Consider the following 16,210-nt stretch of genomic DNA (forward strand, 5'->3'; position numbering starts at 1 on the left):
ATTGCTATCCGTTACTCGTACGGTAATGATACTTTTTACACGATCAGCGTTTACCTGGCTGAATACTAATGTATCGCCTTTGACCTTGCCTTTAATGGTGTCTACGATTCCGTATTGCTTCCAACCAATTGTTCCACTGAATTCACCGGTCTGCTGATCATAGTCTGTAAATGTGATTTGAACACTTCCACCACTTAAAATCTGATGATTTTTGAAGTGGGGGATTCCTGACTTGTCTACTCTACTAAGCGGAATTGGTACACAGTACCCCAGGCTACCCCCGTGTGCCCCACGGTTGGTTAGATTATACTTCTAACAGTCTCAGTCCTTCTTTCAAAATATTCACCGCCGCATTTACATCCCGGTCATGGTGTGTATGACATTCCGGACAGCCCCATGTACGCAGGTTCAGATTCTTCACATCCCGGTTTCGGTATCCACAAGCCGAACACAACTGACTCGATGGGAATGTCTTTGCGACAAAACTCAGCGTACGTCCATACCATTCGACTTTGTATTCCAGCATCCGGCGAAATTCCGACCAGGATGCATCCGAAATACTCTTCGCCAGCTTGTGATTTTTCTGCATGTTCGATACCTGCAAGTCCTCTACACAGATCGTTTGGTTTTCACGAATCAGTTTGGTGGACAACTTTTGCAGGAAATCGGTGCGACAGTTGGCGATCTTTTCATGCAGACGAGCGACTTTGATTCTCGCCTTGTTCCAGTTGGAACCGCCTTTTGTACGTCTGGACATCATGCGCTGTAGATATGCCAGCTTTCCTTCATATTTACGGAGATACTTCGGATTTTCGAATGTTTCCCCACTGGAGAGAATGGCGAACTGCTTAATGCCCAAGTCTACTCCCACCTGCTGCTCTACGTTCGGTAACGGTTGCATCTCCACCTCACAGAGCACCGATACAAAGTAGTGGCCAGATGGATTCCGGCGAACGGTGGCAGACAGGATACGTCCTTCTACTTCACGACTTTTTGCGAAGCGAACGAGTCCAAGTTTCGGAAGTCGGATCTGGGTTCCTTCTATGCGAATGGCATCGTTGTTGTTCGTCGTATTGTATGACTGCCTGCGATTCTTCCGGCTTTTGAATTTTGGATATCCTGTTTTCTCGTTGAAAAACTTTTGGTAGGCCGCATCCAGGTCCTGTAATGCGTTTTGCAAGGCGGTAGAATCGGGCTCTTTTAACCAGGTTACTTCTTTCTTTAGTTTCGTCAAAAGAGTCGAACACGCCTTGTAATTCAACGTTCTTTGCTCGGTCTCATAGGCTTCTTTTCGTTTCGCCAGAAAGTGATTGAACACATACCGAACACACCCGATGGACTTGTTGATGAGCGTAGCTTGTTTTTCCGTCGGGTAGATCCGGAACTTGAAGCCTTTGTGCTTTTTCACCTGTTTTTCACCCCCTCCTCTTCTTTCATTGTACCTGATCGCTTGCAGGGAAAACAGTCGGACTTGTGAGAAGGCAACTCGCCTTCCCTCATCCGAAGCCGATTCATCCCTCATTTTCGCTGTCGCTTAGAAGTGGGAGTCTTCTCAGCTGAAATGATAAAAATAATCACCTAACACTTCTCCTGTTTGGATCGATCTGCCGTAGTTCGTTCCCCCGGATTCTAAAACCGTCAACACGGTTACTTTCCCTGTAGACGGAGCAGGTTTTTGCGTAGGTTTATCTGGTGTTGTGGGGTTTACCGTTGTCGTAGGAGAAGGTTGAGGTGCAGGGGGGAACTTGCGGTTGGATTGGATCAGCAAATCGTGGCTCGATACCCGCGTACACGGAGCTGCTCCCACCGACAAGTACACAACTAAGTAATAAGAAACGATAAGCAGTACGCTTCATTTTATTACTCCTAACAATTATCATTCTCTAAAATGAGTGAGTGGTCAATTTTAGAGAAATATAAAAAGAGAATACTTTAGGGAATAGAAATCCGGTGTAAAAAGAATAGAATGGGGGATGACAAAATAATTACCTCAAACGACCGTTTTAGGGAGTTTGATGATTAGAAGTAGAATGGGTATTTTCACTTTCATCTTTAGTTAACATTTGGGAATAATACTTGTGAGGTGTTCCTTATGAGAAAAAGTGTTATTTCCGTTTTTACTGTTATCCTGATTAACTTTTTTGTATTGTGTGCATTTACTGGATGGATACATGCCGAAAATAAACCTTTCTATGAAACGAGTAAAGGACAGGATTCGATTGAATGGGTTTATTTATGGGATGAACCGAGAACGCGCGAGGAAAAATTAGAGCGTATCTTAACATCTGAATTACAAAGAAGGATGTTATTGGCTCTTCAAGAGAAAAAGTATGTAAAGTCCGGCAAAGAAAACATTTATTATTTTGATCCATTTAAGGTGGTTGATATTCGTAAGGACAAGCACGGTGTTTCTGAAATTGATGTATTAGCAAGTGTTTACAGAGTTATTAATAATAAAACAGAGAAAAAGGCAGAAAAGTTTCAGATCACATTCCGATATAATTACGATTTTGGATTTATGGTTATAGAATGTCAAAGGGTAGGATTGAAATGAATAAACTACTACTTTTATTTTGTGTGATTTTATCGTTTCCAGGCTATGTAATTGCCTCTTCACCCCCAGACACCGAAGCTAAAATTAGCACAGAAGAAGCGAATAAAAACTTAATTGTTTATCTTTTAGCTCCATTTACTACTGAACCAATAAAAAATCATTATAGAGAGAATTTGCCTTGGCAATTAGAGCAAGGTCAAATTACAAACACAAAAATGATATATACAACAAAAGGTCTAGATTTTATTGTTCAACTTAAAGTTCAACCTTTTGTGGGAGCCCACGATCCCCTTGGTACTGATTTATTCACTTTTAAAATAAAAGACGGGAAAATAATACTTGAAAAATACGAATATTTAGATAGTTTTCCTGTACGACTATATTTAAAACAATATTATCCAAATCCAAAACCCTCATATTAAGAAACTTTTGATATGGTTTAATGCTAACGGGGATCGTTAGTGCGATAAGAAGCTGATATAAAGAGGACCAGAATTCCTTGTATGAACTGGAATCCGGTTTTTTCATTTCTTGCTTAACGTACGATTTTTTTCGTTTTGGGGTATCGGAAAATCTTAGGTTGATGGGCATGTGATGCTACCCCACCATGAGAAAAAATCCAAGTGAAAAATACTATATGCTATGCATTTATATATGGCAAGTGCAATAATTTCGCATTGATTCCCTTATAGATTTTTCTCTATTCATGGGATTATCTTGAATTTTTTGTGATTATCCTTTACGCTTATACCTAGATATACAAGGTATAAGCGTAAAGGAGGAGACCGATGATGATCAACAAAGAACTGCTCAAAGGAAGCACACCTTTGCTCATATTGGCGATGCTGGAAAAACGGGATATGTACGGATATGAAATGATTACCGAGATCGAGCAGGCATCAGCAGGAATTTTTCAATTCAAGGAAGGGACGTTATATCCGCTCCTGCATGCGCTGGAAGCAGACGGACTGATTGTTTCGTACTGGAGTGAAGGAGTTGGTGCCCGCCGCCGCAAATATTATCGCATCACTCCGCGCGGTGGATCGCGTCTGGCAGAACGCAAGGAAGAATGGACGACGTATCGAACGGCTGTGGAACGAGTGCTGGGGGAGGGACAGGCATGAGGAAAGAAATTGACATGTATCTGGACCAGGTGTGTGCGTATATTCGCTGTCGGGATGTGCATACGGGCATTCGTGCGGAGTTGCGGACGCATATGGAGGAACTGACAGATGTGTATGAGGAGAGGGGACTGACCTCGGATGAAGCGGTGGCACGTGCGATAGCTTCGATGGGAGACCCCGAGGTAATTGGACGCCAGTTCGATCGCGTTCACCGTCCGAAGACAGACTGGATTACCGTTATACTGGTGGCGTTGTTGATGGGATGTGGACTTGTCACTATGGCATCACTTGATCGGCAGCCGGGGGACTGGCCGTGGAAAACGAACATGCTAGCGGAACGGCTGGCTAGTGTGGGAATCGGTGTGCTCGTGTGTTGGTTTTGTGCTCGATTGGATTATCGGCGCCTTCGGATGAGTGGAGAGGCGATTTTTCTCACCACGTGGCTATTAATTTTACCGATATTCTGGATGGGAGTATATCGTTTCGGTATGCCCATGTACGATCTAGGATTTATAAAGTTTGACATCATTCGGGCCTCACCCTTTTTGTTTTTGCTGGCAGTGGCTTCCATGCTCACCCGCTGGTCTTGGCAGAAGGATGGCTGGAAAGTCCCACTGTTTATCTGGTATGCCCTCCCTGCTCTTCTTTATTTGAAAACACCAGGTAAGTCCACCTTTGTGATGTATACAATCGGATTTATAACGCTTGCTCTGTTATCTGGTGCTAATAAGCGCCGGATAGGGGGATGGATAGCTGTAGTTGCTGGAATTGTGCTCTGTCGACTTGCCATGTTTCCATATGAGCTGGAAAGGCTACTGGGGTTCTGGAGGCCATTTGCTGATCCGCTTGGCAGGGGCTATCAAGTTGTACAGTCGATTCAGGCTATTCGTGAAGCGGGCATGAGGGGACACGGATTTGGTGTTTGGTTACGGAATCTTCCAAACACACAGGAAGATTTTGTGTTCACATATATTGTGTATGCATTTGGCTGGGGGAGCGGAGTCGGAATGATTGTGCTGGTAGCCGCACTGTTTGTTCGTTTGTATCGAATGCTGTTGTTAGTGCGTGAACCGTTTGGCAGAATGCTTGCTGGTACGATCTTTGTGCTGTTTGCGGTTTTATTTAGTTGGAACATCTTGATGACAATTGGACTCATGCCCGTTGCAAGCATTCCGCTGCCATTTGTCGCCCATGGCACCACGGCATTTCTTGTCCATCTGGCTGTGCTCGGTTTGCTCATCGGTATTCACCGCAGGCGCGATATGATGATAGAACCCTAGATGTACGCGTTGCATCTAGGCATAGAGTCAATTATTTGATGGTCAACCGATCATTCTGATTAAGGAGGTTAGGAAGTATGAAATCTATACTCATTGTGGATGACGAAGAAAAGATTCGTGAAGTAGTTGTTTCTTATTTAGAAAAAGAAGGGTTCCGAACAGTAGAAGCTCAAACGGGGCTCAGTGCTTTGCAAGTAGTTAAAGAAGAAGCAGTAGATCTTGTCGTCCTCGATTTGATGTTGCCGGATATTTCTGGCGAGGAAGTCTGTCAGCAAATCCGGAAAATATCCTCTGTCCCTGTGCTAATGTTAACCGCAAAAGTCGCGGAGGAAGACCGCGTCATCGGACTTACATTAGGTGCTGATGATTATGTGATCAAGCCATTTAGTCCGAAGGAACTTGTAGCTCGTGTAAAGGCCATTTTGCGTCGTTCCAGCGAACAGAATTTATTGGCTGATCGAATTTCATTTTCTAATGGAGAGTTGGTCATTGATACGGCTCAACAAATGATCGTTAAACATGGAGATTCGATTAATTTGACACCGAATGAATATAAACTTCTTGTGGTCCTAGCTCGCCATCCTCAACGATCTTTTACAAGAGAAGAATTAATTGAAAAAGTTTTTGGCTATAGTTACGAAGGGGATGCGCGAACGATTGACCAACACATTAAGAATTTACGCCAAAAAATTGAGCCTGATCCGAAACAACCGAAGTATGTTTGTACGGTGTATGGAACAGGGTATAAATTTGTAGGTGATCACGGATGATCCGGGGGTTACGAGCTCGACTCGCTTTTATCTTTATTGGAATGGTAACAGGAATTCTAGTAATTGCTACGGTCATTCTTATTTTTGTCACGCACTACCACATTACGATGTTTTTGCAGCAAATACCTGAGGGTGTTCCTTTTCTATCCCACTTGAATATTCATTTTGAACGAGCGATGATCCAATCGATTACCTTTACAGAAATTGGAGCTATTTTATTAGCCATTTTGGTAAGTCTTTCTGTAACCAAACGCATTATTACTCCTTTAGCAGACATGCGCCAAGCGGCTGAGCAGATGAGACAAGGAGACCTGACCTCTCGCGTTGTGATTCAAGGTCACGATGAATTGGCTGATCTTGGACAATCTTTAAATCATCTAGCAGAGCAATTACAAAAGCAAGAAGAATTGCGTAAAACGATGACTGCTGATATCGCTCATGAACTTCGCACTCCGTTAAGCACATTAAAAAGCCATATGGAGGCGTTTGAGGATGGAATTTGGGAACCTACGCCCGAGCGTATTCACTCTTGTTACGAAGAGATTGAAAGACTCATTCATCTTGTTGGGGATTTAGAGGAACTGACTTATATGGAATCATCAGAATTTAGCCTTCATCTTCAGAGAGAGGATGTACGCCAGATTCTTCGTCAAGCCATTTCATCGGTGAAGGCCGCCTATCTCCAGAAAAATGTACAATTGAATCTAAGAGATGGAGAGCCCATTTTAGTAGACGTAGATCGACAGCGTATCGGGCAGATTCTCGTTAATTTGTTAACAAATGCGTTAAAGTTCACATCTCCTGGCGGGAGTGTTCAAGTCGAAGTATATGAAGAAAAAGAACAGGTGATAATGTCTGTCGTCGATACAGGGATTGGCATTGCAAAGAATGAAATTCCTTTTGTGTTCGAAAGATTTTATCGAGTGGATAAATCTCGAAATCGCAAATACGGTGGAGGAGGCATCGGACTAACGATTGTAAAACGGTTAGTAGAAGCCCATGGTGGACAAGTAGCAATAGGAAGTGAGCAAGGAAAGGGAACTACAGTTTCTATTCTTCTGCCAAAAAACTAGTAGGATCTTCATAAGATCTACATAAGTTCTTGCTATCCTTTACATATGAAATTTTTAAGGGTAGAAAGGACGGTACGAATGAATAAAAAAACGATGACATTCATGGGGATTGTATTATCGACCGCGTTATTGAGTGCTTGCTCATCGATGAATGGAATAGATCACTCCAGTATGAGCGGCATGAATCAATCTTCAACCAAGAGTCAGGCCATTCCGGCCGCTGTTACTCCTGTTGTAAGCAAAGTAGGTAACCAAACGATCAAAGAGTTTTCTTTGGTAGCCAAATCTGCTGAACAAGAAATCAAAAATGGCGTGAAAGTTCCTGTTTGGACGTACAATGGAACGGTACCGGGTAGCCAGATTCGTGTCACACAAGGAGATCGTGTAAAAGTTCATTTGAAAAATGAATTATCCGTTCCGATCACCATTCATTGGCATGGCTATCCTGTCCCAAATAGCATGGACGGGATTCCCGGAATGACACAAGCGTCTATCAAACCAGGTCAATCTTTTACGTATGATTTCGTAGCCACAACACCAGGCACTTATTGGTATCACTCTCATTACAATAGTGCAGCACAAGTGGATAAAGGTTTGTATGGCACATTCATTGTTGATCCAAAAGACGAGACGAACAAGCCGAATCGTGATTATACGCTTGTATTGGATGAATGGATGACTGACTCAAACATGAATAGTCATGATATGTCCAATATGAATGGTCAAATGAACATGGAGAATCACGACATGTCTACCATGTCCAACATGGATCATGATCAAATGATGAAACAAATGTATAACGTTTATACGGTTAATGGTAAGGCAGGAAACTTGATTGAACCGTTAACCGTGAAAAAGGGAGAGAAGGTGCGCCTTCGTTTTGTGAACGCAGGATATTTATCTCACACCATTCATCTGCCAAATCAACCATTTCAAGTGGTGGCCGTTGACGGTAATCCTCTTGCATCAGCTCCTTTGATTAAAGATCAACTGTTACGTATCGGACCTGGAGAACGATATGATGTCGAGTTTACAGCGGATGGTGCTACGAATTGGATCATGGACAGTCATGATGATACACCTTATGCGGCAGATATCCGGATTCCTGTTATGTATGAGGGAAATAATACGACACCAAAATCAGATTTGGACAAAAATCTTCCGATTGTAGATATTACCAATTATGGCGATGCAGCAAACCAGACATTTAACGAGCAAACGAAATTTAATAAGAAATATACGCTTCATTTGAACTCGAAAGTAGTGAATGGCAGTCAGGAATATATGATTAATGATAAGATCTATCCAAACACGGACCCGTTAACGGTATCCAAAGGTGATCAAGTAAAAGTAACGCTCATCAATGATGGGAAGTCCGATCATCCGATGCATTTGCATGGGCACGTTTTTCAAGTCCTGTCCAAGAACGGAAAGCCTGTGAAGGATCCGGTATGGAAAGATACAATTGTCGTTCGCCCAGGTGAAAGATACGACATTGCTTTTAAAGCAAATAACACAGGGAATTGGATGTTCCACTGTCATGATTTGCACCATGCAGCGATGGGGATGATGACGGAGGTCGAATATCAAGGCTATCATTCCTCGATTAAACCAGACCCAGAAGATATGAAGGCAAGTGAATAGGTTGAACGTATGTAAGGCTGTCCCAAAAGTAACTTCGGGACAGCCTCTTTTTTACAAACTCATTGCTACACGCTTTGGCTGCTCGGAAAGCTTGCCGTCCTCGATATAGACAACGCGGTCACACACATCTAACATTCGCTTATCATGCGTAACCATAATCGCAGCTTTCCCTCGTGCTTTTACCTCATCCGCTAACATCTGTACGACAGCTCGACCGCGTTCCGAATCAAGACTTGCCGTCGGTTCATCAGCTAGAATCAGTTCTGGATCATTCATCAAAGCCCGACCGATTGCCACACGTTGACGTTCTCCACCTGATAAACTTTCTGGATAATGATCTCTGCGATGAGCTAATCCAAGGTGTGTCAGGAGATCATTTGCTCGTTTTTCAGCTTCTTTGATAGGGCTGCCAGCTAATTCAGCGATTAGCAGCAATTGGTCACGGACAGATAAATACGGGATTAGATTGGACGCTTGAAACACGAACCCGATTTTTTCAAGACGAAGTTGGTTCATTTTCTTTGGCGTCAGTTTGCTCACATCTTGGTCACTCAAAATAATACGACCACTAGAGGGAGACAATAATGCCCCGGCAATGGAAAGAAAAGTACTTTTACCAGAGCCGGAAGGGCCGACAACGGCCACAAACTCACCGGCTTTCACTTGCAACGAAACACCATCCAGTACTTTTACGGACGTATCTCCATCGCCGAATACTTTGCTAATATTGTCAAGGATAAGTTTGTTGCTCATTACGCAGCCCTCCCAATCGCTTCGATCGCATCAATTTTGATCACACGGTACAGTGATACCAACGATCCCAGTACGGCAACCGTTAAAAATAGTACGGAACAGCCTACAACTAATTGTGGACTGAGCGCAAACGGCATACTGCTCGGCAAAATCAAGGACATCCCATACGTAAGTGCAATACTAATCGCAAGGCTCACAATAGATAGGGTGAGTACTTGAGAAATGATGTTGCGGGCCAAATAGCTTGATTTTGCGCCGATTGCTTTTAATACCCCGAACTGATTTATTTTCTGGATCGTGATCACGTAGAAGAAGACAGCCAATACAAAAGCAGCAATGACAAACAAAAATACGATCATCATTAGTAAGGAGCCTTGTTCTTCTTTATAACCGGGGATGCCTTGTAAAGCCTGGTCTTTACTGATCACTTCAACGCCTGACACTTTGGTAGCAAGCTGCTGAGCGCTGTTTTCATCTACGTGCAAGGCAACTGCATTAAACGCTTGTTTAAATTGTGCATTTGATTCATGAATCAAAGCCCATTCCTGCTTATTCATATGGATGACCGGAGTATGACTAAAAGATTGACCTTCTGTAAATCCAACGATGGTAAACACTTTTCCAGATAGTTGATCTTTTATGTGATCGCCTAGCGCAAATCCGTCATCTTTTAATGAACGATCCGCTATGACTTCATCCGTTGTAGAATTCGTAATCCGTTTGCCTTCCACTACAGTAGGGGCTAGCCTATCATTCATATCAATCGCGAAAAAGGTTGCATCTGTTTTCTTCGCGGTCTGATCTGGCGTGATTGTCGTCATCTGAACCCCTAGTGGAGTGGCGGCTTGCTTGGCATATTGTTGAATGTCCTTTACTTTTTCGGCGGATAATACAGACCGGTTTAAGCGGTTTTCTGAATCTGTCTGAAGCACCAGGTAATCCGCCTTCATGTTTTGAATCGAGGATGCATTAGCCGAGGATAATCCGCTGGCTAAACCTGAAACAAACAGAACGAGCCAGGCAATCAGCACCATAATGAAACCAATTAATAAGTAACGCATTTTCGCATGCTTGATTTCGCGTAATGCAAGAAACATATGTTGTTCATCTCCATTCTTGTTCGTCTTGATGACAGTATAGTGGGGAAATATGAATGGAAGATGAACACGATATTACAAAAGGGGAAGATAGATGTGGAAAGTTGTTCCTTCACCTAACTGGCTTTCTACATGAATTTTTCCATTATGCAGCTCAATAATTTTTTTCGTAATCGCAAGCCCTAAACCACTGCTGCCTTCTTTGCGGTTCCGCGATTTATCTGCGCGGTAAAAGCGGTTAAAAATGTAGGGCAGATCCTGTTCGGAAATGCCAATCCCTGTATCTTTGATTTCAATGTGGCATTCTTTATGATCAGTTTGGGTAAGCAGAAGGGAAATCGATCCGCCATGTGGCGTGAATTTAATGCTGTTGGTGATGAGATTAATCCACACCTGCTGCAGCAATTTTTGGTCTGCATAAATGAAGGTGGACGGTAGCTTCATATCAATTGCCAGATCTTTTTCTCGCCAGCTCCATTCGGTCATAAACAAGACTTGTTTAAGTTGAGCGGCCACATCAAACGTGCTTTTTTCGATAATGTCTTCTTCTTTATCGAGTGAAGCAAGCATTAATAACTGCTTGCTTAATAATGACATCCGCCTGCTTTCGTCCTCAATAATCGATAAGTAATGGCTTCGCTGGCTTGCCGATAACGTGTCGGATTGCAACGTTTGGGCAAATCCCTGGATAGAAGCAAGGGGAGACTGAATTTCATGGGAAACATTCGAAACAAACTCCTGCCGCATCTCTTCAAGCTGCTCCAAGCTTTTGGCCATTTTGGAGAAGTGATTTGCTAAGTGCCCGATTTCATCCCGCCGATTTACATGCAATTCAATATTGTACGTTCCTTGTGCCAGTTTTTTAGTCGCTTCTGTCAGTTTGGTAATGGGGTTGACAATATAACGGGTGCTAATGATCACCAAACAAATACTTAGTAGTGTAGTGAGCGCCATAAGAAGAGCAAAAAAGACCCGCATTTCTCCAAACTGAAGTTCGATATTGGGGCGGATGAAAAGCGCATGAGGACTGCCCGCAATCATAATGGGCACACCAATTGTATTTGAGAGTACGTTATCAAAAAATCCGGTTATGAAGGCTGTCGAAGGAAATTGGGAAATCCCATGATAAATATGGCCATGTAAAACATTTTGGATTACCGTAGGGTCCAGTTCTTTTTTGCGAAAGGCTCCACCATAAAACGATTGATCGCCTTGTTGATTCACTAAAAAAATCTGATAGCCTAGATTTCCTGTGTTTTGTAAATAATCATGTAAATTACTACGAGGATTATTTTCATAAAAAGCGACGATATCTTGCGCCATATGCGTTATTTTTTCATCATTGTACGGTTTTAACTTGTATTGATAGTAAACATTTGTGAAAACAAACCCCAGTAAACTACTGATCAGCATCACGAACAAGGTCGTAACAACGATTCGTAAATAAAGAGTCTTCACTTCTTGGCAACCTCCAGTTTATAGCCAACACCGCGCACCGTTTTAATGCTAAAGTCGTTCGTGCGCTCAGCAAAGCGGTCACGTAATCGCTTAATATGAACATCTACCGTTCGATCATCCCCAGTAAAGTCTGCTCCCCAAATCAATTGAATCAGTTCTTCCCGCGTAAATGTCCGGTCGGGATAGCTGGCGAGTTGCGATAACAATTCAAACTCTTTCATGGGCAGCATGAGAAGTTGTCCATTACAATCGACCTCATAACTGCTCCGGTCAATGATTGTGTCATGCAGTTTAATTTTTTCGGCATTTACCATGTGATAACGTCGAAGCAGTGCTTTCATGCGAAATAATAATTCTTTCGGTTCGAATGGCTTCGTGACATAATCATCGGTTCCTACTGCGAAGCCTTTTTCTTTATCTACGAGTTGATCTTTCGCGGTTAATAAAATAACGGGAATATCGTAATCGTCTCGAATTTCTTTACATAGCTGAAATCCATCTTTGTTTGGCATCATCACATCCACAATCGCTAAATGAATGGGGTGTTCCGCAAGCAAGATGGAAGCTTCTTCTCCATCTGTTGCTTGAAAGATCGTGTAGCCTTCGAACTGAAGGTGATACGTTACTAACTCACGAATATGAGGATCATCATCGGCAATTAAAATATGGATCATAAAAAATGACAGCTCCTTGTAACGGAAGAGTAGGTAGAATGGTTCCTTGTTGGAGTATAAACGCAAACACCAAAATATGCACCGTATAAATCGATTGATGTGGTATATGACACGTACATAGTATGTAGTTCATGTGTGAGTCACATTCTATTCATACTTCTGATGTAGAATAGCAGCTAATTTCTCCCCCAAGAAAAAAAGCCTGTCTCAGTCGCTGGGGACTGACCCTCGTTTTTATCGTCAGGCCTTGGAAAAACTAGCAAAGGAACAGCGTATTTTATCATTTCAGCCGAGAAGACTTCCACTTCTAAGCGATAGCGAAAGTGGGGGATGAACCGGTTTCGGACTAGGGAAGGTTGTAGCCTTCTCACAAGTCCGACTGTTTTCTCTTTGAGCAGTCAGATACAATGAGAAGAAGGAGGTGACACACAAATGATCCAGCACAAAGGCTTCAAATTCCGTATTTACCCGACTGAGAAACAGGCAACATTAATCAATAAAACTATCGGGTGTGTTCGGTATGTGTTCAATCACTTTCTGGCAAAAAGGAAGGAGGTCTATGAACAAGAACAAAAGACATTGAACTATACGTCCTGTTCGGCTCTCTTGACCCCGTTGAAAAAAGAATTCGTTTGGCTAAAAGAGCCAGATTCTACCGCCTTACAAAACGCATTGCAAGACCTGGATGCGGCCTACCAAAAGTTTTTCAACGAGAAAAAAGGGTATCCAAAATTCAAAAGCCGGAAGAATCGCAGGCAGTCGTACAACACTACGAACAACAAGGATGCGATTCGGATAGAAGGAACCTATATTCAACTTCCAAAACTTGGCTTTGTCCGCTTCGCAAAAAGTCGTGAGGTAGAAGGGCTCATCCTGTCTGCCACCGTTCGCCGAAATCCATCGGGCAAATACTTTGTATCGGTACTATGCGAAGTAGAGATGCAACCGTTACCGAAAGTAGAGAATCAGGTAGGAGTAGACGTCGGCGTTAAGCAGTTTGCCATTCTCTCCAATGGAGCAACGTTTGATAATCCCAAGTATCTTCGCAAGTATGAAGGGAAGTTGGCACGACTGCAACGCATCATGTCGAGGCGTACAAAAGGTGGTTCCAACTGGAACAAGGCGAGAATCAAAGTCGCTCGACTGCATGAGAAAATCGCAAACTGTCGCACGGACTTCCTCCAAAAACTGTCTACTACGCTGATTCGTGAAAACCAAACAATCTGCGTAGAGGACTTGCAGGTGTCGAATATGCAGAAGAATCACAACCTTGCCAAGAGCATTTCTGATGCCTCATGGGCTGAGTTTCGCCGGATGCTGGAATACAAGGCAAAATGGTACGGTCGTACCCTTAGCTTTGTCGGAAAGACCTTTCCATCGAGTTAGCTCTGTTCCTGTTGCGGATACCGGAATAAAGAGGTAAAAAATTTGAACCTACGTGAATGGGATTGCCCTGAGTGTCAGGCGCACCATGATCGGGATGTCAATGCCGCGATAAACATTTTGCAAGAAGGACTCCGACTGTTAGAAACATAATCTAACCAACCGTGGGAGACACGGAGGTAGCTTGGGCGTACAGTGTACGAATTCTGCTCAGTAGAGCGGACGAGCCAAGAATCCCCCACTTCAGAAATCGTAAGATTTTAAGTGGTGGGAGTGTTCAACTGAAGAAGAAATACAAGATGCGGTTAAATTGTTAGCAAAAGCATGGTTCTATAAAAAGGATGAGCAGTAAAAAAAGTAAATGAGAAGGTATTTTATAGTAATAAAATACTGCGTATAAAATGATTCACAAATAAAAATTTACATGTACAATAAAACAGAAGATATTACACAATATAATATACACAGCATATAGGGGAATTAACGTATGAAAAAATGGATCTGTTCACTTTTGATTACATGTTTGTTCGGAACGGGGACAGCTGTTGCTAGTCCCATTGACGTAAAGCCACAAACAACTATGCCTATACTCGAGAGTGAGGCGGCTGTGCTACTAGATGCACGGTCGGGAGATGTCTTATATGAGAAGAATGGAGAGAAGTCGATGTTTCCGGCCAGCATTACTAAAATTGTCACAAGTGCGCTGGCGATTGAACAGGGCAAGTTGTCGGATGTCGTGACCGTATCGAAAAATGCACGCAATATAGGTGGTACACGCGTATACCTAGCAGTTGGTGAACAGAAGCCTCTAGAAGAGCTCGTGTATGCGGCGATGTTGAATTCCGGGAATGATGCAGCTACGGCTATTGCTGAACATATGGATGGAAGTAGTGGAGCGTTTAGTAAACGCATGAACGCATTCGCCAAAGCCGCGGGGGCAACACATACGAATTTTGTGAATCCGAGTGGCCTGCCGGACCCGCAGCATGTGACGACAGCGCTTGATATGGCACGCATCATGCGTGTGGCGATGCAAAACCCGACGTTTCGTGTTATTGCTTCTACACAAGAACGGAAATGGGATGGAGCAGAGTGGAAATCAAGTCTGATAAACCATTCTCGTCCGTTCTTACAAAGCTATCCCGGAGCCATTGGCGCGAAGAACGGATTTACGCAGCAGGCTGGCTTTACGTTTGTAGCGGCAGCCGAGCGGAATGGACAAGAATTGATTGCCGTCCTTTTGAAAGCGCCCACGCGTAATCAGATTACGAAGGAAGCAGAGCAGCTTCTTACGTATGGCTTTACTAATTTTCGTACGGTGCAGGTAGCGCGGGCTAGCCAGCGTTTTGTGCATAAAGGGGAGACACTGGTGGCACGCCGAGATGTGTATACATCGATTCCAGCAAAGGATGAGTATACAGTGGACACAGATGAAGAAAAGCGCCTGCTTGTTCGATCTACATCCGGAACACAGCATCTGTATGCCGATACGCTGGATGCACAATCAGAAAACAGCATGGATACTTCGTCGTCACAAAGCCTAATTAATGGGTCTATATCCAGAAAGAGTGCAACCGCGGTGGGAGTGATCTTATTGGCTGTAGCAGGTGGAATCATGATCTACCGCCGACGTGTAAATCAGCGTGAAGTTGAGTAAGAAAGAATATAAAAAAGCAAAAGCTGTTCCGAAAGCCAAAAAATGGCGGATGGGACAGCTTTTTTTTGGTGTCGACAACGCGTAGTGGAAGGGAGTGGGAGAAGGAAGGAGCCATTCGCTTCGGTAAGCTTGCAGGGAAGTGGTGGCTGTCCGCTCCGGGAGCCCAGCAAACGTGCCCGCAAAGAAAAGCCTACGATGTTGATTCGCCGAAGGGTTGCGGACAAAGGCTCGTTTGCCGTTCTCCCTCTGCTGAGTAGGCACGTACAGGCACTCTCTTGCTCCTTCCTTCTCCCACTCCCCGCACAACGTTTCGGTTTATAAAAAAACGCATGCCAGAACAGATTTGCTCGGATCGCCACTAGCTTTTTGGAAGCCTGCTTCCTTTATTTTTACCTGCATAGCAAAGCTCAACCTCTTGATTATGCTTGATGATTTTTATCCAAACGGTGTCAGGAGCGGGATCGGGCGGGGGAAAGGAACGCCTGTACGCGACTCCCCAGTGGAAGGGGGCAGACGAACGGGCCTTTGCCCACAATGCTTCGATGTGAATTCATCGTGGGCTTTCTTTTGTGGGCGAGTTCGTCTGGCACCTAGAGCGGACAGCTCCCACTCCTTAGCGAGCGTACCGAAGTGACGAGGTCCCGCTCGATCCCGCTCCTCCACCACACGCTGGAGAAATCCTCCACCAAGAAAAAGCAGAGGCCGTCTCATTCGCCGTGTTACAGCTTTGAGGAGCCTCTGCT

The 16,210-nt window shown here is 43.7% G+C and carries 14 protein-coding genes and 1 pseudogene; 9 read left to right on the plus strand and 6 right to left on the minus strand.

The features are described from left to right. Positions 1-304: 304 nt before the first annotated feature. Positions 305-1,408, minus strand: a complete 1,104-nt coding sequence (gene tnpB, locus CB4_RS12450) for an IS200/IS605 family element RNA-guided endonuclease TnpB (RefSeq protein WP_096466114.1) — start codon at positions 1,406-1,408, stop codon at positions 305-307. 684 nt (positions 1,409-2,092) lie between these two features. On the opposite strand from tnpB (CB4_RS12450), the gene CB4_RS12455 reads away from it, so the two are divergent. The 7 genes from CB4_RS12455 to CB4_RS12485 all read left to right on the plus strand — a co-directional run bounded on the left by CB4_RS12455 (position 2,093) and on the right by CB4_RS12485 (position 8,445). Beyond that, positions 2,093-2,554, plus strand: coding sequence for a hypothetical protein (locus CB4_RS12455; protein WP_096466115.1), 462 nt, complete (start codon positions 2,093-2,095; stop codon positions 2,552-2,554). Further along, positions 2,551-2,976 carry a DUF3888 domain-containing protein gene (locus CB4_RS12460; RefSeq protein ID WP_157737965.1) on the plus strand — a complete coding sequence of 142 codons (426 nt, stop codon included), beginning with the start codon at positions 2,551-2,553 and terminating at the stop codon, positions 2,974-2,976. The genes CB4_RS12455 and CB4_RS12460 overlap by 4 nt, the downstream gene beginning before the upstream one ends. Positions 2,977-3,342: 366 nt before the next feature. After that, on the plus strand, positions 3,343-3,678 hold the full coding sequence (locus CB4_RS12465) for a PadR family transcriptional regulator (RefSeq protein WP_096466117.1): 336 nt from the start codon (positions 3,343-3,345) through the stop codon (positions 3,676-3,678). Next, positions 3,675-4,958: an FtsW/RodA/SpoVE family cell cycle protein gene (locus CB4_RS12470; RefSeq protein ID WP_157737966.1), complete on the plus strand. Its 1,284-nt coding sequence runs from the start codon at positions 3,675-3,677 to the stop codon at positions 4,956-4,958. Before CB4_RS12465 ends, CB4_RS12470 begins: the two co-directional genes overlap by 4 nt. Before the next feature lie 77 nt (positions 4,959-5,035). Then, on the plus strand, positions 5,036-5,728 hold the full coding sequence (locus tag CB4_RS12475) for a response regulator transcription factor (RefSeq protein ID WP_096466119.1): 693 nt from the start codon (positions 5,036-5,038) through the stop codon (positions 5,726-5,728). Next, positions 5,725-6,801 carry a sensor histidine kinase gene (locus CB4_RS12480; RefSeq protein WP_096466120.1) on the plus strand — a complete coding sequence of 359 codons (1,077 nt, stop codon included), beginning with the start codon at positions 5,725-5,727 and terminating at the stop codon, positions 6,799-6,801. The genes CB4_RS12475 and CB4_RS12480 overlap by 4 nt, the downstream gene beginning before the upstream one ends. A 78-nt stretch (positions 6,802-6,879) precedes the next feature. Further along, the gene (locus CB4_RS12485) at positions 6,880-8,445 is read left to right on the plus strand and encodes a multicopper oxidase family protein (protein ID WP_096466121.1); all 1,566 of its coding nucleotides are present in this window, start codon (positions 6,880-6,882) and stop codon (positions 8,443-8,445) included. A gap of 51 nt (positions 8,446-8,496) precedes the next feature. Here CB4_RS12485 and CB4_RS12490 read toward each other — a convergent pair whose 3' ends face one another. The 4 genes from CB4_RS12490 to CB4_RS12505 all read right to left on the minus strand — a co-directional run bounded on the left by CB4_RS12490 (position 8,497) and on the right by CB4_RS12505 (position 12,427). Beyond that, entirely contained in the window at positions 8,497-9,198 is a 702-nt protein-coding gene (locus CB4_RS12490; protein ID WP_096466122.1) for an ABC transporter ATP-binding protein, read from the minus strand. Then, positions 9,198-10,295 carry an ABC transporter permease gene (locus tag CB4_RS12495; RefSeq protein ID WP_096466123.1) on the minus strand — a complete coding sequence of 366 codons (1,098 nt, stop codon included), beginning with the start codon at positions 10,293-10,295 and terminating at the stop codon, positions 9,198-9,200. The genes CB4_RS12490 and CB4_RS12495 overlap by 1 nt, the downstream gene beginning before the upstream one ends. Before the next feature lie 75 nt (positions 10,296-10,370). Beyond that, positions 10,371-11,753 (minus strand): HAMP domain-containing sensor histidine kinase, encoded by a 1,383-nt coding sequence (locus CB4_RS12500; RefSeq protein WP_096466124.1) that lies wholly within the window; start codon positions 11,751-11,753, stop codon positions 10,371-10,373. After that, positions 11,750-12,427, minus strand: a complete 678-nt coding sequence (locus CB4_RS12505) for a response regulator transcription factor (protein ID WP_096466125.1) — start codon at positions 12,425-12,427, stop codon at positions 11,750-11,752. Before CB4_RS12505 ends, CB4_RS12500 begins: the two co-directional genes overlap by 4 nt. Before the next feature lie 432 nt (positions 12,428-12,859). On the opposite strand from CB4_RS12505, the pseudogene tnpB (CB4_RS12510) reads away from it, so the two are divergent. Continuing rightward, positions 12,860-13,963: pseudogene (tnpB, locus tag CB4_RS12510) on the plus strand (IS200/IS605 family element RNA-guided endonuclease TnpB). A gap of 334 nt (positions 13,964-14,297) precedes the next feature. Beyond that, a complete protein-coding gene (locus CB4_RS12515; RefSeq protein WP_096466126.1) occupies positions 14,298-15,467 on the plus strand; it encodes a D-alanyl-D-alanine carboxypeptidase family protein in 1,170 nt (389 codons plus the stop codon). A gap of 435 nt (positions 15,468-15,902) precedes the next feature. On the opposite strand, the gene CB4_RS21045 is transcribed toward CB4_RS12515, so the two are convergent. Beyond that, a complete protein-coding gene (locus CB4_RS21045) occupies positions 15,903-16,178 on the minus strand; it encodes a hypothetical protein (RefSeq protein WP_157737967.1) in 276 nt (91 codons plus the stop codon). Positions 16,179-16,210 lie beyond the last annotated feature (32 nt).

This window comes from Aneurinibacillus soli, assembly GCF_002355375.1.
Lineage (GTDB): Bacteria > Bacillota > Bacilli > Aneurinibacillales > Aneurinibacillaceae > Aneurinibacillus > Aneurinibacillus soli.

Bases quoted from the DNA above. Each gene is read 5' to 3' on its own strand.
- CB4_RS12515 (WP_096466126.1), top strand. From the start codon at position 14,298: ATGAAAAAATGGATCTGTTCACTTTTGATTACATGTTTGTTCGGAACG.
- CB4_RS12455 (WP_096466115.1), top strand. From the start codon at position 2,093: ATGAGAAAAAGTGTTATTTCCGTTTTTACTGTTATCCTGATTAACTTT.
- CB4_RS12465 (WP_096466117.1), top strand. From the start codon at position 3,343: ATGATGATCAACAAAGAACTGCTCAAAGGAAGCACACCTTTGCTCATA.
- CB4_RS12475 (WP_096466119.1), top strand. From the start codon at position 5,036: ATGAAATCTATACTCATTGTGGATGACGAAGAAAAGATTCGTGAAGTA.
- CB4_RS12485 (WP_096466121.1), top strand. From the start codon at position 6,880: ATGAATAAAAAAACGATGACATTCATGGGGATTGTATTATCGACCGCG.
- CB4_RS21045 (WP_157737967.1), bottom strand. From the start codon at position 16,178: ATGAGACGGCCTCTGCTTTTTCTTGGTGGAGGATTTCTCCAGCGTGTG.
- CB4_RS12495 (WP_096466123.1), bottom strand. From the start codon at position 10,295: ATGTTTCTTGCATTACGCGAAATCAAGCATGCGAAAATGCGTTACTTA.
- CB4_RS12490 (WP_096466122.1), bottom strand. From the start codon at position 9,198: ATGAGCAACAAACTTATCCTTGACAATATTAGCAAAGTATTCGGCGAT.
- CB4_RS12460 (WP_157737965.1), top strand. From the start codon at position 2,551: ATGAATAAACTACTACTTTTATTTTGTGTGATTTTATCGTTTCCAGGC.
- CB4_RS12505 (WP_096466125.1), bottom strand. From the start codon at position 12,427: ATGATCCATATTTTAATTGCCGATGATGATCCTCATATTCGTGAGTTA.
- CB4_RS12480 (WP_096466120.1), top strand. From the start codon at position 5,725: ATGATCCGGGGGTTACGAGCTCGACTCGCTTTTATCTTTATTGGAATG.
- CB4_RS12470 (WP_157737966.1), top strand. From the start codon at position 3,675: ATGAGGAAAGAAATTGACATGTATCTGGACCAGGTGTGTGCGTATATT.